The following is a 22,272-nucleotide window of genomic DNA, read 5'->3' on the forward strand; positions in this document are numbered from 1 at the left end:
GCTCAGTGCCGGCCCTCATCGTCCGGTGCGAAGGCAAGTTCGACCGGCAACGGCGCCTGCGCCGTCATCGGTGCGAAGCTGCCGGTTTCACCGACCGGGACCGCACGCGTCGTGAACACGCGCAAAAGCACGAACAGGCAGAAGGCTGCGGCGATGAGAACAGCCACATAGATGAAAGCCTGCGTTCCGAAGACGGCTGAAAGCGCCGTCACGATGCCGGGCACGACGAAACCCGACAGCGACCAGGCAAACAAAAGCGAACTGGACAGCGCCACCATGTCGTCCTTGCCGGCGCGGTCGGCGGCATGTGCGCTGGCCAGCGAATAGATCGATTCCGAGGCGCCGTCCCACACGATATAGATCACAACCAACGCGGCCAACGCGCCGCCATCGAACCCGAGCGCAAACAGGCCGGCAACCATGGCGAGCGCGGATGCGGCGATCAGCACATAGCGGCGGTCGGTTCGGTCGGAAATCCAGCCAAGCGGGATCTGCAGGATCAGCGTGCCGAGAGGCATGGCCGAAAGCAGCAGCGCCACTCGGCCTGGCTGTAGCCCTTGGCCGTGGCGTGGATCGGCGCGAAGCCCGCAATCGACATCGACAGGCCGCCGACCGCAAGCATGCCGGCGACGCCGACCGGTGAAACCCGCCAGGCACGGCGCAGCGCCACCGAGGCCGCCTGCGGTGCCGGCGGCTGGGCAAGTTTGGTCATCCCGACAGGGAGGATCGATAGCGCGGTGAAGACGATGCCGATCAGCGGCGCATCCGCTGTCCTGATATCGACCAGCGCCAGCGTCGCGTAGCCGACGCCGAGCCCGGCGACATAGGCAACGTAGAAGAAAGCCATCACCCGGCCGCGGATGGCGTTGGCAACGGCATCGTTGAGCCAGCTCTGCGCGACGATGAACAGGCCGCAGATGGCAAAGCCGTAGAGCGCGCGGGCGGCTATCCACAGCAGCGGATGGACCCCGGCGCCGACCGCGGCGTTGGCCAGCGCAATCAGCGCCGACAACACCATGAAGGCACGGGCATGGCCGACCCTTCGCACCAGCGGTCCGGTCAGGATGCAGCCCGCCAGCCCGCCGGCCGAAAGTCCGGTGATGATCAGCCCGGCCCAGGTCGGATCGAAACCCTCGGCGCCGAGCCGAACCGGGATATAGGCAAACATCAGCCCGTTGCCGACGGCAATCAGTGCCATCGACACGATGACGCTGGCAATCGCGATCAGCGGCGTGGGCTCGGCGCCCTGCTCGGCTTCGCTGCGGGTTTTCCTGGGAATCGACATGCCTGCTCAGGATTGCCCATGAAACGGGCAAAGGGAGCGATAAAAGCGACATGGCCGGGCGGTCGGGCTCACCCCTTCGCCAGCTTGCGGATCGCGCTCGATGACAGCGACGAGCGCGGGCCGTGGATGAAGGTCCAGGCCGGTGCCTTCATGCGGGCAAGCCGCGGCGCATCGCCCTCGTCGATGCGGGCATAGTCGAAGGTCTTGGCGACGACCGAGGACAGGAACGACAGCGTCGCGCCAGGGCGGTCGATGACGGCGATCGGGAAGGTCATGACGATCTCGCGCCAGCGCTGCCAGCGGTGAAAATCGCGCAAACTATCCGCACCCATGATCCAGACGAAGTCGACACCGGGATTGCGCGCCTTGACCAGCGCCAGCGTGTCGGCGGTGTAGCGGACGTGATGCGCCGCCTCGAAGGCGGTGACCTTGATCTTCGGGTTCTTGGCGATCTGCTCGGACAGCTGCAGCCGCTCGCCCAGCGGCGCCAACTCCCTGGTGTTCTTCAGCGGATTGCCCGGCGTCACCATCCACCACAGCTGGTCGAGCGCCAGGCGCCGCAGTGCAATCTCGGCGACCAGCGCGTGGCCGGCATGCGGCGGATTGAACGAGCCGCCGAACAGGCCGACGGCGAGGCCTTTCTCGGCATGCGGCATTTTGAGATAATGGGAGGGAACGGGGGGGTGGGAAGGGGATAGCATCGCGCTAGGCACCCCCCTCTGCCCTGCCGGCCATCTCCCCCGCAAGGGGGGAGATCAGCAGTTTCGGCGAAGGCGTAAATCTTGCCGCGTTGGAGATCGGCGAAACCCGAAATGCCAGCCAATCTCCCCCCTTGCGGGGGAGATGTCCGGCAGGACAGAGGGGGGTGGCTGGGCGCAAGCTTCAGGCCCTTTGGGCGAAATACGTCAAGGCCTCACCTGTCCAGACCCGCGCACGCGGTATTTGAACGACGTCAGTTGCTCGACGCCCACCGGTCCGCGCGCATGCATCTTGCCGGTGGCGATGCCGATCTCGGCGCCCATGCCGAACTCGCCGCCGTCGGCGAACTGCGTCGATGCGTTGTGCAGCAGGATCGCCGAATCGATCTCGTTGAAGAATTTTTCGACCGCTTGCGCATCCTCGGCGACGATCGCCTCGGTGTGATGCGAGGAAAACGTCTCGATGTGATCGATCGCACCCTTGATACCGTCGACCAGCTTCACCGCGATGATGGCATCGAGATATTCAGTCACCCAGTCGGCATCGGTCGCCGGCCTGGCGTCGAAAAACACTTTCAGCACCTCGGCATCGGCATGGATCTCGCAGCCGGCCGCGCGCAGTGCGTTGAGGATCGGCACCAGATGCGTGGAGGCGACCGCGCGGTCGACCAGCAGCGTCTCTGCGGCACCGCAGACGCCGGTGCGCCGCATCTTGGCGTTAACGGCGATCCGCACCGCCATTTGGAGCTCGGCCGAACGGTCGATGTAGAGATGGCAGATGCCTTCGAGATGCGCGAAGACCGGCACCCGTGCCTCGGCCTGCACCCGCCCGACGAGGCTTTTGCCACCGCGCGGAATGATGACGTCGAGCATACCGCCCAAGCCTTTCAGCATCTCGCCGACGGCGGCGCGGTCGGTGATCGGCACCAGTTGGATGGCGTCCTCCGGCAGGCCGGCTTCCTTCAGCCCTTCGACCAGGCAGGCGTGGATGGCGGCCGAGGAATTGAGCGAATCCGAGCCGCCGCGCAGGATTACCGGATTGCCGGCCTTGAGGCACAGCGCGCCGGCATCGGCGGTGACGTTCGGGCGGCTCTCATAGATGACGCCGACGACGCCGAGCGGCGTGCGCACGCGCTCGATATGCAGACCGTTCGGCCGATCCCATTGTGCGATCACGTCGCCAACCGGGTCGCGCAATTCGGCGATCTCCCTGATGCCGTCGGCCATGGCGCGAATGCGCGCCGGATCGAGCTTCAGCCGGTCCATGAAGGAGGCGGAAAGCCCGGATTCCTGGCCGTTCGAGACATCGATGGCGTTGGCGTCGAGAATGTCTTGCTGCCTGGCGACGATCGCCTCGGCCATGGCGGCAAGTGCAGCATTCTTGGCGGCGGTGGTGGCAATGGCCAACGGTCGGGCGGCAGCGCGGGCGCGGCGGCCGATATCGGCCATCAGCGCCACTGTGTCTTCTCCGGATTTTTCATGCTGCTTCAGCATGCTCATCCTCCGCTTATGGCGCCACCGGCCAGTACTTGGTCGCTAGCCCCTACTTGGGCACCAGAATGACTCACCACAAGGTCGTCGCGGTGGATCATCGCCGAACGCGCCTCGTAGCCGAGCACGGTTTCGATCTCGGCCGTCTTCAGGCCCGCGATCCTTACGGCATCGGCTGCATCGTAGGCAACCAGCCCGCGCGCGATCTCGCGGCCCTCGGGCGACAGGATCGCCACCGTGTCGCCGCGCGAGAAATTGCCGCTGACCAGCTTGACGCCGGCCGGCAGCAGCGACTTGCCCGACAGCAGCGCGCCGATGGCGCCGGCATCGACTGTCAGCCGGCCGGCCGGTTCGAGTTGGCCGGCGATCCAGGTCTTGTAACCCTTGACCGGATTGGAACTCGGCCGGAAGAAGGTGGCGCGTTCGCCGCGTTCGATCGCCATCAGCGGCGACAGCCGCGTGCCCGACGTGATGATCATCGCGGTGCCGGCGGCGGTGGCGATCTTGCCGGCATCGAGCTTCGTGCGCATGCCGCCGCGCGACAGTTCGGAAGCGGCCGCACCCGCCATCGCCTCGATATCGGGCGTGATCCGGTCGACCACCGGAATGAATTTGGCATGGGGGTCACGCGCCGGCGGCGCCGTATAGAGCCCGTCGATGTCTGAGAGCAGCACCAGGAGGTCGGCGCCCATCATGGTGGCGACGCGAGCCGCCAGCCGGTCATTGTCGCCGTAGCGGATTTCGGAAGTCGCCACCGTGTCGTTCTCGTTGATGACCGGCACTGCCTTCATCTTCAAGAGTGTCGAGATCGTCGCCCGCGCATTGAGATAACGGCGGCGCTCCTCGGTGTCGCCGAGCGTCAGCAGGATCTGGCCCGATTTCAGGCTGCCCTTGCCGAGCGCGTCCGACCAGGCGCCGGCCAATGCGATCTGTCCCACGGCTGCCGCCGCCTGGCTCTCCTCCAGTTTCAGGGCTCGCTTGCCGAGGCCAAGGATGGTGCGGCCAAGCGCGATGGCGCCGGAGGAGACGACGAGGATTTCAGCGCCGCCCTGCGCAAGCACCGCAATATCGTCGGCAAGCGAGGCCAGCCAGTCGCGCTTCAGGCCTGACGTTCGGTCGACGAGCAGCGCCGAGCCGATCTTGACGGTGATGCGCCGATATTTTTTCAGCGACTGCATGGCCTACTTGTCCCAGCGCGTCTCGACCGGGGTAGCCGTCCGCGCACGCGCCTCGCCCACCACCGACATCAGCGCCCGCAGCACCGCCTCGACGCCTTCGCCGGTGACCGCCGACAACAGCATCGGTGCTCGGCCGGCGGCACGCTTCAGCGAGGCGACTTTCTTCTTGCGCGCATCGGCGTCGAGCGTGTCGACCTGGGAAAGTGCCACAATCTCGACCTTGTCGGTCAGGCCGTTGCCATAGGCCTCAAGTTCCGCGCGCACGGTCTTGTAGGCTTTGCCCGGATTTTCCTCCTGCGCCGAAACCAGATGCAGCAGCACGCGCGTGCGCTCGACATGGCCAAGAAAGCGATCGCCAATGCCGACGCCCTCATGCGCGCCTTCGATGAGACCCGGAATGTCGGCGATGACGAACTCGCGCGCGTCGATCCGGGCGACGCCGAGGCCGGGATGCAGCGTCGTGAACGGATAGTCGGCGATCTTCGGCTTGGCCGCGGTGACCGCCGCCAGGAATGTCGACTTGCCGGCATTGGGCAGCCCGACCAGCCCGGCATCGGCGATCAGCTTCAGCCGCAGCCAGATGTTGAGCTCCTGCCCCGGCAGGCCGGGATTGGCGCGGCGCGGCGCCTGGTTGGTCGAGGTCTTGAAATGTTGGTTGCCGAAACCGCCATTTCCGCCCTTGGCCAGCAGAAAGCGCTGGCCGACCACGGTCAGATCGCAGATCAGCGTCTCGTTGTCCTCTTCGAACACCTGCGTTCCCGCCGGCACCTTCAGCGTGACATCGGCGCCCTTGGCACCGGTCATGTTGCGGCCCATGCCGTGGACGCCGGTCTTGGCCTTGAAATGCTGCTGGTAGCGGTAGTCTATGAGCGTGTTCAACCCGTCGACCGCCTCCAGCCAGACATCGCCGCCACGGCCGCCATCACCGCCATCCGGCCCGCCGAACTCGATGAACTTTTCGCGCCGGAACGACACCGAACCGGCGCCACCGTCGCCGGAGCGGATGTAGACCTTGGCTTGATCGAGAAATTTCATGGGATTGTACAGTTTCTACTAGTGGCCTTGCGGCATTGCTCTAAACCTTGGCCCTTGCTCTAAACCAAGGCGCGGCGAAGGGCGAGGCCGTTTTGTGACAATGGCCGCGTGGGATCGGCCGGAGAGATGCCGGAATGAAGCTTGTAACTTACAACATCCAGTACGGCATCGGCCTCGACGGGCAATACGATGTCGGGCGCATCGCTGATGCCGTGCGCGGCGCCGACGTGATCGCTTTGCAGGAGGTGACCCGCAACAATCCCAGGAATAGCGGCCGCGACATGGTCGCCGAGATCGGCGAGGCGCTGCCCGACTACTTCGCCGTCTATGGCAGCAATTTCGAGGCCAATATCGGTTCGCACATCGACAATGGCCGCGCCATCACGAAAACCTTCCAGCTCGGCAACATGGTGCTGTCGAAAACGCCTATTCATCTGTCGCGCAACCTGCTTTTGCCGCGCAGCCGCAGCTTCGAGATGATGAACTTCCAGCGTGGCGCGCTGGAAGCGCTGATCGAGACGCCGCTTGGTTTCATCCGCTTCTATTCCATCCATCTCGATCACCGCAGCCCCGTCGAACGCGCCAGCCAGATCCAGTTCTTGCGCCAACGCATGCTGAACTACGCGCTCGAAGGCGGCGCGCTGTCCGGCGTCGCCGAGATCGGCCTGCCGGAACTGCCGCATCCCGAAGCCTTTGTCGGCATGGGCGATTTCAACATGCTGGCCGGTTCACCCGAATATGTCGAACTCGCCGGCCGGCCGGACCATGAATTCGGCATGCCGCTGACCGCCGACTTCGCCGTCGATGCCGCCTTGCGCCTGAACGCCACCGGCGACGATCTCATCAGCTGGGTCGACCCGAAACAACCCACCGACCCCAGCCGCCACAAGCGCATCGACTATATCTTCACAAGCGCTTCGCTTGCCAAATCCCTGAAGCGCCTGTGGGTCGACCGGAAAGCTGACGGTTCGGACCACCTGCCGGTGTGGGTCGAACTGGGCTGATGGCCTTCATCCGGCAGTGTTTTCACGTTCGACGATCGCCATCATGATCGTATCGCGGTATTCCCCGTCGATATGGACGGCGTCGCGCTGCACGCCCTCCCTGACAAACCCGACCTTGTCGTAAAGAGAGATGGCGCGAGCATTGTCGGAATGCACGGAAAGCTCGACGCGGATAAAGCCGGTCTTGCGCGCCTGTGCCAAGGTCGCATTGATGAGCCGCAGTCCGAGGCCACGCCCCCGATAGGAAGGAATGATCCCCATTCCGAGGGAGCCGCGATGCGCATGGATGAGCCGATCGTGACGTGAGATGTCGCACCAGCCGACGACCTCGCCACGAACAACGGCCACGAACCCCGGATCGCCTCTCCCGATACGGTCCATTGCGAAACTTCTGACTTGATCCAGCGGTGGCGCCTCTAGGAAGGACAGGTACTTTCGCTCACGCGCTACGACATCGAGCGCGCGATGAAAGCTTTCGATATCCCCGGGCGTCATCGGCGCGATCGCGACCGTTTCAATATCGCTGCTGTCGACCATTGGCTTGACCGTCGTCACACATCAAAAATGTACCCAGTTCCGCAGGCTGGTCCAGGTCTTGCGATCGAGCCGGTAGCGCTCGACGGGAACCTGGCCGGCGACGATCGAATTCAGCATGCCCTGGCCGGCATATTGGAACCCGCATTTGTGGATGACGCGGCGCGAGGCCGGATTGATGACCCGCGTCGAGGCCTGCAGCACCTGGATCGACGTCCTCTGGAAGGCGAGATCGACCAGCGCATGGGCTGCTTCCGTCGCATAGCCCTTCTTCCAGTAAGGCTCGCCGATCCAGTAGCCGAGTTCCAGCCCGCGTTCGGTGGTGTTGAGACCGGCACAGCCGACGAACGTGTCGGTTCCGGCCAGCGTCAGGGCATAGGCGATGCCGGCCCGGCGCGACCTGGTCATGGCGAGGAAGGAGCGCGCCTCGGCCTCGCCATAGGGGTGCGGCATGCGTGCCAGCATTTCGGCGACATGACGGTTGTCGGCAAGTTCGACCAGTTGCGCGACATCGCCTTCATGGGGCGCCCGCATCACCAGCCGCTCGGTGACCAGCACCGGGCAGTCTATCGCGTAACTTCCGTCTTCTGAGTCTTCCGCTTCGGCAACCATTTGAAAGTCCTCCAGGCACAAGAAAAAGGGGAGATGGAAACCCATCTCCCCTGATCCTTTTCCTGGCTTTGCCAGACACCGGTTCCCGAGATGGGCGCCGGTGTTCTAGTGCGGAACCGGCTACTCCGCGGCTTTGGCAATCGGGTTGACCGATACGTAGGTTCGGCCGTTGGCTTTTTTGTTGAACGTCACGGCGCCGGTCTCGAGCGCAAAAAGCGTATGATCCGTGCCCATGCCGACATTGACGCCGGGATGCCACGTGGTGCCGCGTTGACGAATGATGATGTTGCCCGGGATGACGGCTTCGCCGCCGAACTTCTTCACGCCCAGACGCTTGGAATGCGAGTCGCGACCGTTGCGCGACGAGCCGCCAGCTTTCTTGTGTGCCATCTAACTAACTCCGTTGCGCCGCAAGGCGCCTAAAAGGCCTTATGAACGCGTTCGCGTTCCGTTTCAAGTCCGATCCGGCGACCCAATCGCCAGAAAATTACTTCGCAGCCAATTCCTTGGCCTGCTCGCGCCAGTCCTTGATCTGGTCGGCGCTGAAGGGCATGTGCTCGTCGATCTTGGCGACATCCTTCTCGGTCAGCTTGGCAAGCTGGGCGAAGGTGATGATGCCCTGCTCGTTAAGATCCTTGGCTGCGACCGGGCCGATGCCCTTGATCACGGTCAGATCGTCCGGCTCACCCTTCGGTGCCTTGAACAGTGGCGCTGCGGCGGTCTCGGCTGCCTTTGTCTCGGCTGCCTTGGCCTTGGGCTCCTTCTTCGGCGCGGCTTCCGCCTGCACCTCGGTGGCGGCCTCGGCCTTCACCTTCTTCGGCGCCTTGGCCGCTGCCGTCTTGGTCGGCTTGGCGCCACCCAGCAGGATCTCGGAGATCCGCACGGTGGTCAAAAGCTGGCGATGGCCGATCTTGCGGCGCGAATTCTGCCGGCGGCGCTTCTTGAAGGCGATGACGGTGCGGTTCTTGCCCTGTTCGACGACTTCGGCGGTGACCACCGCGCCGTCGACGAACGGCGCGCCAAACGTGACATTCTCGCCTTCGCCATGCGCCAGAACGTGGCCGATTTCGACCATATCGCCGACATTGGCTTCAACTTTTTCGATCTTCAGGAGATCGTTGGCGGCAACGCGATACTGCTTGCCACCCGTTTTAATGACTGCGAACATTTTTTGCCTTTCGCTGTTCGGTCGGCCTTGATGAACCGCCTCTGGCAGTTCAGCCGTCTTTTTGTCAGTCTGCGGGTTCAAAAAACAAGCGGCGCGGAAGAACCCTCCACGCCGATTGCGCGCTGTCCCTAACCGAAGGTTGGGGGCGAGTCAAGGCAAACCAGCCGCGCCGTTTCCGAGATTGTCATTGGCGGGCACGGACCGGCTGTGCCGACATGCCCACGGCGTTGCCCCGCCTGGGCTGAGGATGGGTGACTGGTCGGCAATCTGCCTCGGGTCTCGCTGTACCCCACCAGCCGTGAATCCGCCGCTTGCCAAGCAAGCCAAATAACTGACGGATTGGCCTTGTAACCTGCCCGTTCAGCCGTTATCTAGTGCGCCGCGCCGGCAACGGCCGACCATGACCGCGGAGAGGTGGCAGAGTGGTCGAATGCACCGCACTCGAAATGCGGCATGGGTGCAAGCCCATCGGGGGTTCGAATCCCTCCCTCTCCGCCATTTAGCCCAAGAACCTGACATCTCCTGGGCTGCTAGCCGCCTGCCGCATATCGCGCGCATATCGCGCAGCCAACAGGACAAAGCCGCCCGAGCCGGGACACTCTGGCCTTTGCGGAGGCGTAAAGCTTCGGCGATGGGCAGGCCCATTCGGCTCTCCGCACATGGTTTTCTGTCCGCAAGCGCAGCCATGTCGCTGTGAATTTGCCAGCCGGTTTGGCCCAAATGGGGGAAGTGGCCGGCCCAAGATCTCGTAATGGTTGGTTCGCCCAGCCAGTTAGGAGACCACTATGCGCAAAGCCTCTCTCGCCGTCACAGTCGTCGGCACGGCCTTCTTCAGTCTTTCCACTGTCGCATCGGCATGCGTGTCGATGGACGGCAACTTCGTCGTAAACAACTGCAATTATCGCGTCATGGGAAATTGCAAAGGCTCGGATGGCAGTTGGGGTGGCTTCGGACCCATCCGCCCGGGCGGTCGTGAGGTAACTTCCAAAAGACGCGATGCCGGCTGGGACGTCAGCTATTGCAATTACGATTCATGGGTGGCCGGCACATGTCGGCCGAAGGATCCCAGGCAAATGTAAGCCGCTTTCAAGCATGTCACTTTGCGGCTCGGCTCGTTGCTGACGATGTGGCCGGCGTCCAACACCGGCCACTCTGTCGGTGCACGATAAATCCGTTACTGCTCCTTCTTGAACAGGTCCTGGAAGATCAGCTGGCCCCAAGTGCGGCCGCGTGCGTGCACCAGTGCGCCACCCTCGTTGAGCTTCCCCAGCTTGACCGGTGCGAACCCGAGTTGTTTGGCTAAGGCCGCCACGGGAGCGATCGCGTCCTCGTCGTCGCTCGACAGGAAGACGACCCGGTGCCCGCCCTCCACGATCGGATCGGCAGCCAAAGTCGCCGCGATCAGGTGATTGAAGCCTTTAACCAACTTGGCGCCGGTGAACGCCTTTGCGACGAAAGCGGAGGACGGCAGACCGTCCAGCTCTTCAGGGACTGGAAACACGTTCGTCGCGTCGATGATCGTCTTGCCTTCCCAGCTTGACAGAGCCTTCGCAACATCTGGGTGCGACTCGAAACGAACCGCCAGAAAGACGATGTCCGCCTTGATCGCTTCCGCCAGCGTTTTCGGGATAATCGTGGGTCCGATCGCGGCCGCATCGGCTGCAAAGCTTTCCGGGTCGCGCGTGGTTGCCACGGACACTTCGATGCCGTTGCGGGCAAACGCCTTGGCAAGAGCGTGGCCGATCTTGCCGAAGCCAATAATTGCATAGCTCATGTATATTCTCCTTCAGTTTACCACGCCCTGCGGGCTCAAAATATCGAATGGAGTGACCGGCCGGGCGCAGGGCGTCAGATTTGCGCCAAGCCGCCGTCGACGGCTACCTCACTGGCGGTCATGAAGCTGCTGTCCGATGACGCGAGAAAGGCAGCCGCCGCTCCAATCTCAGCCGGATCGGCCATGCGCTGGAGCGGGTTCATCGAGGCAAAGGCCTTCAAGCCCTCCTCCCCTATCGCTGCCTTCGCGAGTTCGGTCGCTGTCGGCCCGGGCGACAGCACGTTTACCCGGATGCCGGTGCCCTTCAGGTCCTCCGCCCAGCTCCGCGCAAGATTGCGCACGGCCGCCTTGCTCGCGCTGTAGACGCTGAATGCGGGGGCGCCCGTGGTGCCGGCGCTCGATCCGGTCAGGATGATCGAACCGCCCTCGCCCATCAGCGGCAGCGCCTTCTGGACCGTGAAGATCGTACCCTTCACATTGGTGTCGAAGGTTTCGTCAATGTGCTCGGCGGTGATCTCGCCGAGCGGAAGCAGGCCTCCCGCCCCGGCATTGGCGAAGACGATGTCGAGGGTTCCGCGCTCGGCCTTCACCGCTGCGTAGAGCCGGTCGAGGTCGGCCTCGTTGGAAACCGAGCCTTTCACCGCGCGGGCATTAGGCCCGAGGTCGGCCACGGCGGCATCTAGCGCTTCCTGCCGGCGGCCGAAGATGAAGACGAAGGCGCCCTCCTCGATGAAGCGCTTCGCTGCGGCGCGGCCGATGCCGGTGGCGCCACCCGTAATAACCGCAACCTTACCGTCTAGTTTTCCCATAACTCAATCCTTCCAGGCTCTGTCTTTGGTCGTTCGGGTAAGCCCCGAGAACCTCTAGATGGGCCCGTCAGAGTCACGCCGTGAGTGCGGAAGCGCGCACATCGGTGGTGCAAAATCGATCCGCTTTCAGGAACTGACGCCAGCCGTGACGATCCGTGTCCGCCATTCGGAATTGCGCCGCCCCTGTCGACATAAGCTATGATGTCCCGCCCGTACTGCTGTAGCATGCGTTAGATACGGGCTTTGGAAGGCGCACCGCGCGGTGCCGGATTGCACCATGATCGACTGGGATGACATTCGCTACTTTCTTGCCGTCGCGCGCGGAGGCTCGGTGCGGGCTGCCGGCGCGCAGCTCGGGGTGAATCACTCGACCGTGCTGCGACGCGTCGCCCAGCTCGAGGAACGCCTCGGAGCGCACATGTTCGAAAAGCTGCCTTCGGGCTACCGCCTGACGGCTGCGGGCGAGGAGGTCCTCGATCTCGCGAACCAGATGGAAGCGTCGTCGCACCAGCTGGAGACGCGCGTCTTCGGGCGCGACCAGGGTGTGCGCGGGCTTCTGCGGGTGACGCTGGCACCTCCCCTCGCGACACACCTGCTCATGCCGGACTTCGCCGATTTCGCGCGTCTGCACCCGGACATCGAGATGGAAATCCTGTCGTCCGGCGAGCTGGCAAATCTGACCAGCCGAGAGGCCGACGTCGCGATCCGCGTCGTCTACGACCGCAAAACCCTGCCGCTCAATCTTCACGGCCTGAAGGGACCGGAGGTGTTCGGCGGCGTCTACATGTCCCGCGATCGCCTGGCCGCGTGGCGTGCGGGCGCGCCTGATCCCATCCGGTGGATCGTCATAAGCGTTCATGGAATTCCAGAGTGGGCCGGCGCGGGTGAGGTTCGCACCGCGGGGGTTCCATTCAGGACCACGGACGCCGAGGCGCAGATCGTTGCCGTACGGCAAGGTCTCGGGATCACGACACTGCCGTGCTTCGTCGGAGATGCCGACCCCCTGCTGGTGAGGGTGCCGGGCACCGACCTGCACATGTACGGAACGCTCTGGCTTCTCACACAGGGGGAGACACGCAAGACGAAGCGCGTGCGGCTCTTCACGGAGTTCGTATCCCGCAGGCTCGCCGCCTACGCTCCGCTTTTCACGGGACTGTCCATATCGCGCGACTGACGCCCCGCGGGTCGACGCTGCGGTGGATAGGCGGACAGCGGCACCTATTGCGGTTGAAGATGCTCAGCCATGAAGTCGATGAACGCCTCAGTCTGGGCCTGATCTGTCGGCGGGCCGGCCAGAGAACATTGAACTGATCGGTCTCGGCGGGGGCATGGGCGGTGGAGGAATGGGCGGCGACGGAACAGGAGGTCTCGGAACGGATGCCCTCTCCGAAGATCGCTATGCTTCAGGACGCGTGACCAGTCGCTGATCTGACCTCAGGCCGAGCCATCGGATTGGTGCTCGGCAATCGTACTCAGAAAAACCTGGCCGAACTCCTTCAGCTTTGCCGCCCCAACCCCATTCACTTCAGCGAAGGCGTCGAGGTCGTTTGGGCGGCGCTCTGCCATGTCGATCAGGGTGCGATCGGAAAACACCACATAGGCCGGCACCTGGCGCTCCTTGGCGAGCCGCAGTCGCAAGGTCTTCAGCGCGGCCAGCAGCCCGGTGTCCACATCCGATTGCCCGAAATCCTGCCCGGAGCGCGTCTTGCCGCGCAAGGCGCGGCTGCGCACCTCGACGCGATAATGGAACGGCACCTCGCCACGGCCAAGCGCATGGCCTTTTTCGGCGATGGCGAGCCCGCCATGGCCGGCCGGATCCGGCATCAGGAACCCGCCGGCGACGAGCTGCCGGATTAGCGACAGCCAAGAGTCCTTCTTGTGCGCCAGTCCGCTGCCGAAGCTGGCGAGCCTCTGGTGGTTCCTGGCCAGCACCTTCTCGGTTTCATGGCCGAGCAGAATGTCGATGACATGGCCGGCACCGAAGCGTTCGCCACTCTGGGCGATGGCTGCCAGGATGATCCGCGCCTCCGCTCCGCCATCGGCGCGCGGCGCCTGGTCGAGGCAGGTGTCGCAATTGCCGCAAGGCTGCGCTTCTTCGCCGAAATAGCCGAGCAGCACCTGGCGGCGGCACTGCGCCGTCTCGCAATAGCCGATCAGCGTGTCGAGCCGGCCATGCGAGCGCCTCTTGTGCTCGGGCGGCGCATCCTCGTCGTCGATGAACATCCGGCGCATGCGGATATCGCCAAGGCCGAACAGCATATGCGCCTCGGCGTCCCGCCCATCGCGGCCGGCGCGGCCGATCTCCTGGTAGTAGGCCTCCAGGCTGCCCGGCATGTCGGTGTGGAAGACATAGGCGACATCAGGCTTGTCGATGCCCATGCCGAAAGCGATGGTCGCCACCATGACGACGCCTGAAAGGGTCATGAAGCTGTTCTGGTTGGCGTCTCGCGCCTCCTTGCTCATGCCGGCATGATAGGCGAGCGCGGTCACGCCGTTCTTCTCGAGGAAGGCCGCCATCTCCTCCGTCTTCTTGCGCGACAGGCAGTAGACGATGCCGCTGCGGCCGGGATGGCGCGCGACGAAGCGCAGCAATTGCCGCTTGCTGTCCTGCTTGGCCTCGATGGCAAGCTTGATGTTCGGCCGGTCGAAGCCCAGCACCAGGGTCTCGACGCGCTCGGCAAATAGCCGGGATTCGATGTCGGTGCGCGTGCCTTCGTCTGCCGTTGCCGTCAGCGCGATGATCGGCACGTTGGGAAAGATGCCGCGCAGACGCGACAGGTCCTCGTATTCGCGCCGGAACGCCGGCCCCCATTGCGAAATGCAATGCGCCTCGTCGACGGCGATCAGGCTGACATCGAGCCTGGCCAGCGCCTCGAGCATCCGCTCGGTCATCAGCCGCTCCGGCGCGAGATAGAGCAGGCGCGTCTGGCCTGAGGCGACGCGACGCCATGCGGCGATATTGGCATCGCGGTCGATCGAGGAATTGATCGTGTCGGCCGCCACGCCGGCAAGCCGCAAGGCGGCGACCTGATCCTGCATCAGCGCCACCAGCGGCGAAACGACAATGGTGAGCCCACCCAGGACCAGTGCCGGCACTTGGTAGCAGAGCGATTTGCCCGCACCTGTCGGCATGACGGCCAGCACATGACGCCCAGCCAGCAGCGCGTCCATGACATCGGCCTGGCCGGGGCGAAAATCATCGAAGCCGAACACGTCTTTCAGCACGCGCCGCTTGGGATCTCGCTCTTCTGTCGCGACGGCCGCCGGTGCCTGCATCACCGCGCGTCCACGGTCGGCGTGCTTATTGGCATGTCATAGCCGAACTCGGCGCAGAAACGCCGGACGCCGACGAGAAATGCCGGGGGCAGACCGTCGAGATAGGTCCTGAATTCTTCATTCCGTTCCCATTTTCTCAACGAAGCCACCCGGATCGGATTGTCCGGATCCTCGCTGAAACGAATGCGCGGTGTCAGTCCGAACGACTGCGCGATTCTGTCCTGCTGCGCATCGGGCGCGCCGATCATGTCTTCGTAGCGGACAAAGAGTATCTGCCGGTGCGGTTGTGCCTTCTTCAGCCGGGTCAGCGCGTCGTATTCGGCCAGCCAGCGATGCGGCGTGACGTGGAACCGACGCTCGTGGCGTGTTTGCGGATGCGAACTTGTCAGCGTGTCGAATGGATGGCGCACACAATAGATCAAGCCGATGGAGGGAGGTAGCTTCGCCAGATGCGCAAAACCGCGCGCATCGCGCTTGACGACGAGGTTCGATTCCGGCCGATCCAGCATGTCCAGCATTGTGTATCGCGCTTCGGGCGGATGGACGAAAATATCCCCGAAACACCTCATCAGCCGCTGTGTCAGCGTCGTCCCGCTGCGCGCGCAGCCCGAAATGAAAATTCTGTTGGCGGGCGTTGCGCGTGCGTATGTGCGTCTTTGCATGCGCTGTTTCAGAGACAGCGGCACGAATCGCAGAAACTCCCGCATAACCCTTCGCGCGGCCGCTCCAAACGCAGCCTCAAGCCTGCGCGCGCCCTTCATCCGCAATTCCGCTGGCGCAATGCGGCAACCCGATCTTGCATCAGGGCCACCCGGGACGAAACGCGCCGCCTGCGGGCCACGGCCAAGATACTCATCGCCGATGCCTGCATCAGGCAGACACCGGGCTGCAATTTCGTGGATTGGAGAGGATGTGGAAACCGGTCAAAACGACTCTCCGCATGGGCACCTTGCCTTAGCGCAGCTGACACCGGACCACAACCAGAACAAGCCGGCACAAGGAAAGCCTGCGGCGCGAACGCGGAAGCTGACCGATTGATCCAAGGCTCGCCGCAGCACCTTCCCTTGCGAGACCTGCACCCCCGCTGGATTCCGCCACGCACCACGATGTAAGCTCGGCCCGACAAGTCAGGGAGGGCGCGATGCTGCAGGCCATTCAGGATGCTCTCGGCGAGCGGTTTCGGTTGCAGCGTGCTGCCTTCGAGGCGCAGCCTTTCCCCAACTTTGGCATCCGCAAGGATCGCCTGAAACGCCTGTTGGCGTTGACCGAGCGGCATGAAGCCGACATCTGCACCGCCATCGACACCGACTTTGGCGGCCGTTCCGCGCATGAGACGCGTCTTGCGGAACTGTTCGTCGTGCGCGCCGGTATCCGCCACGCGCTGTCGCACCTCAGGGGCTGGATGCGCGAACGCCGCGTTGTCACCACCATGCCGTTCCTGCCCGGCCGAAATCGCCTCGTCCCGCAGCCGCTCGGCGTCGTCGGCATCGTGTCGCCCTGGAATTATCCTTTCCAGCTCGCCGTCGCGCCGGTCACGGCGGCACTCGCGGCCGGCAATCGCGTGCTTATAAAACCTTCCGAATTGACGCCGGCATTTTCAGCGCTGCTGGCCAAACTCGTTGCCGAGCATTTCGCACCCGATGAGCTCAGCGTCATCAGCGGCGACGCGGAGATGGGAAAGGCCTTCGTGTCGATGCCTTTCGATCATTTGCTGTTCACCGGCTCGACCGCGGTCGGACGCCAGGTCGCGATCGCCGCGGCCGCCAACCTGACCCCGGTCACGCTCGAACTCGGCGGCAAGTCGCCGGCAATCTTCGATCCGTCATGCGATCTCGACGCGGCGGTATCCAGCATTGCCTATGGCAAGCTGTTGAATGCCGGGCAGACCTGCATCGCGCCGGATTATCTGCTGGTGCCGAAGGGACAGGCAGGCACGGTCGCTGCCAAGCTCGCAACGGCGATCACGAAGCTCTACCCAACCCTGCGCGACAACCCCGATTATACCGCCATCATCAGCGAGCGGCACCACCAGCGCCTGCGCGACATGATCACCGAGGCGCGTAATGCCGGCGCCGATGTCACCGAAATCAACCCGGCCGGCGAGGCATTCGGCGCGACAAACCGGAAATTGCCGCCGACCCTGGTCCGCAACGCCGGCGCAAACCTGCGGCTGATGCGCGAGGAGATTTTTGGGCCGGTACTGCCCATCGTCGAATATGCCGGGATCGACGAGGCGATAGCCCATGTGAACGGGGCGGACCGGCCGCTGGCGCTCTACTGGTTCGGGCGCGACAGCGGCAACCGTCAACGCATCCTGCATGAGACCGTCGCCGGCGGCGTCACCATCAACGACTGCATGCTGCATCTGGTGCAGGAGAACCAGCCTTTCGGCGGCGTCGGCGCCAGCGGCGTGGGCGCCTATCACGGCGAATGGGGCTTTCGCACCTTCAGCAAGGAGAAGCCGGTTTTCCTGCAGTCCCGGCTGAGCGCGGGAGCCTTGTTGCGCCCGCCCTACGGCAAGACGTTCGAGCGGCTCTTCAGCCTGCTCCGGCATATCACCTGACCGACGCAGTCACCGCCATCACGAACACCCGGCGCGTTAAGCCTATGTTCACCATCATGCGGCAGGTTCGCATCCTGCGGTCATGTCTTGAGTACCGCGGCGCCACAAGCGCCCAGGCAACAACCCGCGCCTCTTTTGAGGTGCGGGTCTTCCCTGGCTAGCCGAGGAAATCGGCCCGGTGCGGCGTGAAGCTGTCGACCAGCCGCCCTGCTTCCAGCGCCTTGACGCCGTGCACCAGACCGGACGGCACAATGAAGCTGCCGCCGGTCTCGATGGTTTCGGTCCTACCGTCGATGGTCACCTCGAAGCGGCCCTCGGCGACATAGCTAGCCTGGACGTGTGGGTGCGAATGCAGGGCGCCGACGCCACCCTTGTCGAAGCCGAATTCGACCAGCATCAACTCGTCGGTATGCAGGAGAACGCGTCGCCTGTTGCCGTCCGGGGTCGGCGTCCAGGCGCCCTCGCCGGCATGCGCGAAAATCTTTGTGGTCATCGTCGTCTCCTCATCGCGCAAGCCAGCCGCCATCCACCGGCACCACCGCTCCATGCATGTAGTTCGACGCCGGCGCCAGCAGGAACACGGCGGCATCGCCAATGTCTGCCGCTTCGCCCCAGCGGCCGGCCGGGATGCGCGCCAGAATGGCGGCGCTGCGATCGGGATCGGCCCTCAGTGCTTCAGTGTTGTTGGTTTCGATATAGCCCGGCGCGATGGCGTTGACGTTGATGCCCTTTTGCGCCCATTCGCAGGCGAGCAACCGGGTGATGCCGAGCACGCCGTGCTTCGATGCGGTGTAGGACGCGACGCGGATGCCGCCCTGGAAACTCAGTACCGAGGCGATGTTGACGATCTTGCCCCGGCGCCCGCCGGCCAGGACACGTCTGGCAAAGGACTGGCAGAGCAAAAAAGCCGTCTTCAGGTTGATGTCCATGACGTCGTCCCAATCGGCCTCGCTGAGATCGACGGCATCGGCGCGCCGGATGATGCCGGCATTGTTGACCAGCCCATCGAGCGGACCGCTTTCGCCCCAGATCCGGTCGAGCATCGGGCCGGCGGCAGCCGTATCGGCAAGGTCGGCGCTCACCGCCTCGAATTGCCCGCCCATTGCGGCGACCTTGCCTGCCGTATCGTCCATCGACGAGCGGCCGACGCCGATCACCGCGCCCCCGGCGCGTGCGATCGACACCGTGATGCCCTGGCCGATGCCGGTGTTGGCGCCGGTGACGAGAATGCGTTTTCCGGCCAGGCTGAAGGCGGAGAGATCGCTCACCGCAATTCGTCCAACGCCACCGCGTCGACATCGGTATAGTCGACATTGTCGCCGGCCATCGCCCAGATGAAAGCGTAGTTGGAGGTGCCGGCACCGGAGTGGATCGACCATCCCGGCGACAGCACCGCCTCCTCATTGCTCATGACGATATGGCGCGTCTCGTCAGGCTCGCCCATGAAATGGAAGACGCGCGCCGTCTCGGCCAGGTCGAAATAGAGATAGGCCTCCATGCGCCGGTCATGCACATGGCATGGCATGGTGTTCCACACCGATCCTGGAGCCAACTGAGTCATGCCGACCACCAGCTGGCAGGTCTTCACGCCCTCGGCATGGATGAACTGGAAGATCGAACGCTCGTTGCAGGTGTCCTTGCTGCCGAGATCGAGGCGCTTGGCGTCGCCGATGCGGATCAGCCGGCTGGGCCAGGCCTGATGCGCAGGCGCGCTGAGCAGATAGAATTTAGCCGGCGCGGTCTTGTCCACCGAGGCGAAGGACACGTCGGTGGTGCCCATGCCGAGATAGAGCATGTCGCGCGCCTGCAATTCGAAGGACTGGCCGCCGGCCGTGATGACGCCCGCGCCGCCGATGTTGACGGCGATCAGCTCGCGACGGTCGAGAAAGTTCTTCGTGCCGGTCGGCTTGATCGCTTCCAGCGGCAGCGGTGCGCCAGTCGGCACGGCGCCACCAACGATCATGCGGTCGTAATGGGTGTAGGTCAGGCTGATGCGGCCGCGCTGGAACAGGCCGTCAATGTGGAAATTGTGACGCAGCTCATCGGTTCCCATCGCCGCGGCGGCGACCGGGTCGATGGCAAAGCGTGATGTACAGTCGATATGGCTCTGGCTCATTTCAATCCTGACTTGAGATGGGGTTGTCTTGACTTGAGATGATTATTCGCCGGCAGCGGCGGCCTTGACCGAACTGGAATAAAAAGCCTGACGTGCATGCAGCCGCTCGCGGTAACGCTGCTGGCTGGCGGTGAGGTGCGCGCGCATCGCCTCGCGCGCGGCCTCGGCATCGCCAGAGGTAATGGCGTTGAGGATCACCAGATGCTCGCGCTGGAGCCCGCGCTGATAGCTGTCGGATTGCGCCAGTTCGGTCGACCAGGGCGAAGTCACGTCGCACGGGATGGCGCGCCGGCCGAGCACGTCGAGCATCTCGACATAGAAGGGGTTGCTGGTTGCGCTGGCGATGGCGCGATGGAAGGCGAGGTCGGCCGGACCGGTCGGCTCGCTGGCAAGCAGCAGCCGCTCGAATTCGAAGAAGGCTTCCTGGATCGCCGCCTCCTGCGCGGCGTTGCGACGGATGGCGGCGAGCCCGGCCGATTCGATCTCGATCGCCAGCCGCACCTCGAGCACGTTGAGTGCGATCGAATCCTTGCTGCCCATGTCGGCGGCCAGCGCGCCGAACATTGTCGAGATGTGCTCTGTGACGAAGACGCCGGCGCCCTGGCGCGGTTCGACCAGCCCGTCGGCGGCAAGCTTGGCCAGCGCCTCGCGGATGACGGTGCGGCTGACGCCGAAGGTTTCGGTCAGTTGGCCTTCGGTCGGTAATTTATGGCCGGGCAGGATCTCACCCGCCTGCAACTGCTTGCGGATCGTCGCGACCACGGTCTCCGACAGTTTGGGTTTTCTCTCGACCCTGAGGTCGGTTGCGGTGTCCGATGCCATGTCGCCCCTATTTGAAGACGCTCGGTAGCCAGAGCGAAATGGCCGGAATGTAAGTGACGAGCCCCAGTACCACGAGCCCGGCCCCATAGAACGGCCAGATCGAGCGCATCGCTTCCCAGACGGATATCTTGCCCACTGCGCACGCCACGAACTGCACAGCGCCCACCGGCGGCGTATTCAGCCCGATGCCGAAGTTGAGGATCATGATAACGCCAAAATGCACCGGGTCGACGCCGTAGGCTTGCGCCACGGGCAGGAAGATCGGCGTGCAGATGATGATCGTCGGGCCCATGTCCATGAAGGTGCCGAGGAACAGCATCAAGACGTTGAGCAGGAGAAGCACGATCAGCGGATCGTCCGAGATCGCGTTCATGGAGGCTATGAGCGCTGCCGGCACTTTCAGGAAGGCCATCAACCACGAGAACGCCGCCGCCATGCCGATAATGAGCAGCACCATGGCCGTGGTGCGCACGGCACCATGGGTGGCATGAACGAAACCTTCCCAAGTCATCTGCCGGTAAACGAAGACAGTAACGAGCAACGCATAGATGACCGCGACGCAGGAACTCTCGGTCGCCGTGAAAACGCCCGATCGTACGCCACCGAAGATGATCGCGATCAGCAGCAGGCCGGGCACCGCGACAGCGAAGAGATGCGCGACGGCGGTTAAGCCCGGAAACGGCTCGGTCGGATAGCCGCGGGAGCGCGCCACGAAATAGGCGGTGATCATCAGCGACAGGGCCAACAGCAGGCCCGGAATGATGCCGGCCGTGAACAGGTCGGCGATGGAGATCTTTCCACCTGCCGAGATCGAGTAGATGATCATGTTGTGCGACGGCGGCAGGAGCAGCGCGATCAGCGCCGCCATCGACGTGACGTTGACGGCGTAATCCGCTCCATATCCACGCGCCTTCATCTGCGGGATCATCAAGCCGCCGACCGCCGCTGCCTCGGCCACGGCGGAGCCCGAAATGCCGCCGAACAGTGTAGCGGTCGCAATGTTGACCTGCCCGAGGCCGCCGCGCAAATGGCCAACGAGCGAGCCGGCGAAGGCAACGATCTTGCTGGCGATGCCGCCGCGCACCATCAAGTCGCCGGCATAGATGAAGAAGGGAATGGCCAGCAGCGAAAAGACGCTCATGCCGGAATTCAGGCGCTGGAACACGATGAGCGGCGGCAGGCCCATGTAGAGGACGGTGGCAAAGCTTGCGACGCCGAGGCAGAAAGCGATCGGCGTGCCGATAAGCATCAGAAGGGTGAAGACGCCGAAGAGTATCCAGAGTTCCATGCCGTCAGACCTTCACGTTCGCCGTGTCGAGTTCGGTTGCGACTTCCGCCGGCGGCAGTTCATCGAGCACATCGTCGATCGGCGCACCGGAGAGACGAAGCACGATGCGCTCCAGCGTGAAGAGCGCGACGAGCACGCCTCCCGCGACCAGCGGGACGTAGTCCCAGCCCCCCGATATGCCGAGCGACGGCAAGGTAGCGCCCCAGGTCAATGCGACCAGTTGGCTGCCATACCAGATCATACCGATGCCGAAGGCGAGCGCGACGAGGTCCGAGATCATCCGCAGCCAACGCTTGCCGCCTTTGGGCAGCACGTAGAGCAGGACGTCGAAGCCGAGGTGATAGTTCTCGCGCACCCCGACGGCAGCGCCGAGGAAAATGAACCAGCTCATCAGCATCACCGAGCCCTGCTCGGTCCAGCTTGGCGAGCGGTTCAGGACATAACGACCGAACACCTGCCAGGCGACGAAGGCGGTCATCAGCACCAGCCCGATGCCTGCGACCCATAGCGCCGCTGTGCTGACGCGCGACATCATGCGGGCGACGCCGGACAGGGGCGGTCTGTGTGCTGGGCTGGAGGTCACCGGTTCTCTCCGCAAGGGGGATGGCGGCGCGGAATG

The 22,272-nt window shown here is 64.0% G+C and carries 21 protein-coding genes, 1 tRNA gene and 1 pseudogene; 4 read left to right on the top strand and 19 right to left on the bottom strand.

Going from position 1 to position 22,272, the window contains the following annotated elements; translation table 11 throughout:
* Positions 1 to 2: 2 nt before the first annotated feature.
* From NKI66_RS01485 to obgE, 5 genes and pseudogenes are all read right to left on the bottom strand, one after another.
* Positions 3 to 1,285, bottom strand: a pseudogene (locus tag NKI66_RS01485) (MFS transporter).
* Between the two features lie 68 nt (positions 1,286 to 1,353).
* Complete coding sequence (locus tag NKI66_RS01490; RefSeq protein ID WP_352440997.1) at positions 1,354 to 1,986, bottom strand: nicotinate-nucleotide adenylyltransferase; 633 nt, start codon at positions 1,984 to 1,986, stop codon at positions 1,354 to 1,356.
* 204 nt (positions 1,987 to 2,190) lie between these two features.
* On the bottom strand, positions 2,191 to 3,477 hold the full coding sequence (locus NKI66_RS01495) for a glutamate-5-semialdehyde dehydrogenase (RefSeq protein WP_352440998.1): 1,287 nt from the start codon (positions 3,475 to 3,477) through the stop codon (positions 2,191 to 2,193).
* 2 nt (positions 3,478 to 3,479) lie between these two features.
* On the bottom strand, positions 3,480 to 4,652 hold the full coding sequence (gene proB, locus NKI66_RS01500) for a glutamate 5-kinase (protein WP_023811780.1): 1,173 nt from the start codon (positions 4,650 to 4,652) through the stop codon (positions 3,480 to 3,482).
* Between the two features lie 3 nt (positions 4,653 to 4,655).
* Positions 4,656 to 5,687: a GTPase ObgE gene (obgE, locus tag NKI66_RS01505; protein ID WP_352611367.1), complete on the bottom strand. Its 1,032-nt coding sequence runs from the start codon at positions 5,685 to 5,687 to the stop codon at positions 4,656 to 4,658.
* Between the two features lie 134 nt (positions 5,688 to 5,821).
* Here obgE and NKI66_RS01510 point away from each other — a divergent pair, with 134 nt between their 5' ends.
* Positions 5,822 to 6,691 carry an endonuclease/exonuclease/phosphatase family protein gene (locus NKI66_RS01510; RefSeq protein WP_128304967.1) on the top strand — a complete coding sequence of 290 codons (870 nt, stop codon included), beginning with the start codon at positions 5,822 to 5,824 and terminating at the stop codon, positions 6,689 to 6,691.
* A 6-nt stretch (positions 6,692 to 6,697) separates the two neighbouring features.
* Here NKI66_RS01510 and NKI66_RS01515 read toward each other — a convergent pair whose 3' ends face one another.
* From NKI66_RS01515 to NKI66_RS01530, 4 genes are all read right to left on the bottom strand, one after another.
* On the bottom strand, positions 6,698 to 7,228 hold the full coding sequence (locus tag NKI66_RS01515) for a GNAT family N-acetyltransferase (RefSeq protein ID WP_352750600.1): 531 nt from the start codon (positions 7,226 to 7,228) through the stop codon (positions 6,698 to 6,700).
* A 21-nt stretch (positions 7,229 to 7,249) separates the two neighbouring features.
* Complete coding sequence (locus NKI66_RS01520; RefSeq protein ID WP_023811776.1) at positions 7,250 to 7,837, bottom strand: GNAT family N-acetyltransferase; 588 nt, start codon at positions 7,835 to 7,837, stop codon at positions 7,250 to 7,252.
* A gap of 120 nt (positions 7,838 to 7,957) precedes the next feature.
* Positions 7,958 to 8,227 (bottom strand): 50S ribosomal protein L27, encoded by a 270-nt coding sequence (gene rpmA / locus NKI66_RS01525; RefSeq protein ID WP_013529063.1) that lies wholly within the window; start codon positions 8,225 to 8,227, stop codon positions 7,958 to 7,960.
* 97 nt (positions 8,228 to 8,324) lie between these two features.
* Positions 8,325 to 9,005 (bottom strand): 50S ribosomal protein L21, encoded by a 681-nt coding sequence (locus tag NKI66_RS01530; RefSeq protein ID WP_352441000.1) that lies wholly within the window; start codon positions 9,003 to 9,005, stop codon positions 8,325 to 8,327.
* A gap of 408 nt (positions 9,006 to 9,413) precedes the next feature.
* Between NKI66_RS01530 and NKI66_RS01535 the strand changes: the two genes are divergently transcribed.
* Positions 9,414 to 9,503: transfer RNA gene (locus tag NKI66_RS01535), tRNA-Ser, on the top strand.
* Positions 9,504 to 10,179: 676 nt separating this feature from the next.
* Here NKI66_RS01535 and NKI66_RS01540 read toward each other — a convergent pair.
* Together NKI66_RS01540 and NKI66_RS01545 are read right to left on the bottom strand one after the other, a co-directional pair.
* Positions 10,180 to 10,779: an NADPH-dependent F420 reductase gene (locus tag NKI66_RS01540; RefSeq protein WP_128304050.1), complete on the bottom strand. Its 600-nt coding sequence runs from the start codon at positions 10,777 to 10,779 to the stop codon at positions 10,180 to 10,182.
* 74 nt (positions 10,780 to 10,853) lie between these two features.
* Entirely contained in the window at positions 10,854 to 11,588 is a 735-nt protein-coding gene (locus NKI66_RS01545; RefSeq protein ID WP_128304051.1) for an SDR family NAD(P)-dependent oxidoreductase, read from the bottom strand.
* Positions 11,589 to 11,865: 277 nt separating this feature from the next.
* Between NKI66_RS01545 and NKI66_RS01550 the strand changes: the two genes are divergently transcribed.
* Positions 11,866 to 12,762: a LysR family transcriptional regulator gene (locus NKI66_RS01550; RefSeq protein ID WP_128304052.1), complete on the top strand. Its 897-nt coding sequence runs from the start codon at positions 11,866 to 11,868 to the stop codon at positions 12,760 to 12,762.
* A gap of 260 nt (positions 12,763 to 13,022) precedes the next feature.
* On the opposite strand, the gene recQ is transcribed toward NKI66_RS01550, so the two are convergent.
* Positions 13,023 to 14,864: a DNA helicase RecQ gene (gene recQ / locus NKI66_RS01555; RefSeq protein ID WP_352750602.1), complete on the bottom strand. Its 1,842-nt coding sequence runs from the start codon at positions 14,862 to 14,864 to the stop codon at positions 13,023 to 13,025.
* Complete coding sequence (locus NKI66_RS01560) at positions 14,864 to 15,625, bottom strand: sulfotransferase family protein (RefSeq protein ID WP_128304054.1); 762 nt, start codon at positions 15,623 to 15,625, stop codon at positions 14,864 to 14,866. The genes recQ and NKI66_RS01560 overlap by 1 nt, the downstream gene beginning before the upstream one ends.
* 380 nt (positions 15,626 to 16,005) lie before the next feature.
* On the opposite strand from NKI66_RS01560, the gene NKI66_RS01565 reads away from it, so the two are divergent.
* The gene (locus NKI66_RS01565; protein ID WP_352441007.1) at positions 16,006 to 17,427 is read left to right on the top strand and encodes a coniferyl aldehyde dehydrogenase; all 1,422 of its coding nucleotides are present in this window, start codon (positions 16,006 to 16,008) and stop codon (positions 17,425 to 17,427) included.
* 157 nt (positions 17,428 to 17,584) lie between these two features.
* On the opposite strand, the gene NKI66_RS01570 is transcribed toward NKI66_RS01565, so the two are convergent.
* The 6 genes from NKI66_RS01570 to NKI66_RS01595 are packed head-to-tail and all read right to left on the bottom strand — an operon-like array spanning position 17,585 to position 22,188.
* Entirely contained in the window at positions 17,585 to 17,920 is a 336-nt protein-coding gene (locus tag NKI66_RS01570; RefSeq protein WP_023811768.1) for a cupin domain-containing protein, read from the bottom strand.
* Positions 17,921 to 17,930: 10 nt separating this feature from the next.
* A complete protein-coding gene (gene kduD / locus NKI66_RS01575) occupies positions 17,931 to 18,695 on the bottom strand; it encodes a 2-dehydro-3-deoxy-D-gluconate 5-dehydrogenase KduD (protein WP_352750604.1) in 765 nt (254 codons plus the stop codon).
* Positions 18,692 to 19,543 carry a 5-dehydro-4-deoxy-D-glucuronate isomerase gene (kduI, locus tag NKI66_RS01580; RefSeq protein ID WP_352750606.1) on the bottom strand — a complete coding sequence of 284 codons (852 nt, stop codon included), beginning with the start codon at positions 19,541 to 19,543 and terminating at the stop codon, positions 18,692 to 18,694. Before kduI ends, kduD begins: the two co-directional genes overlap by 4 nt.
* Before the next feature lie 42 nt (positions 19,544 to 19,585).
* On the bottom strand, positions 19,586 to 20,365 hold the full coding sequence (locus tag NKI66_RS01585; protein ID WP_352750608.1) for a FadR/GntR family transcriptional regulator: 780 nt from the start codon (positions 20,363 to 20,365) through the stop codon (positions 19,586 to 19,588).
* Positions 20,366 to 20,372: 7 nt separating this feature from the next.
* On the bottom strand, positions 20,373 to 21,653 hold the full coding sequence (locus NKI66_RS01590; RefSeq protein ID WP_352750610.1) for a TRAP transporter large permease: 1,281 nt from the start codon (positions 21,651 to 21,653) through the stop codon (positions 20,373 to 20,375).
* Between the two features lie 4 nt (positions 21,654 to 21,657).
* Positions 21,658 to 22,188, bottom strand: coding sequence for a TRAP transporter small permease (locus NKI66_RS01595; protein WP_031213442.1), 531 nt, complete (start codon positions 22,186 to 22,188; stop codon positions 21,658 to 21,660).
* Positions 22,189 to 22,272 lie beyond the last annotated feature (84 nt).

Origin of the sequence: Mesorhizobium sp. M0518, assembly GCF_040321125.1 — a bacterium.
Lineage (GTDB): Bacteria > Pseudomonadota > Alphaproteobacteria > Rhizobiales > Rhizobiaceae > Mesorhizobium.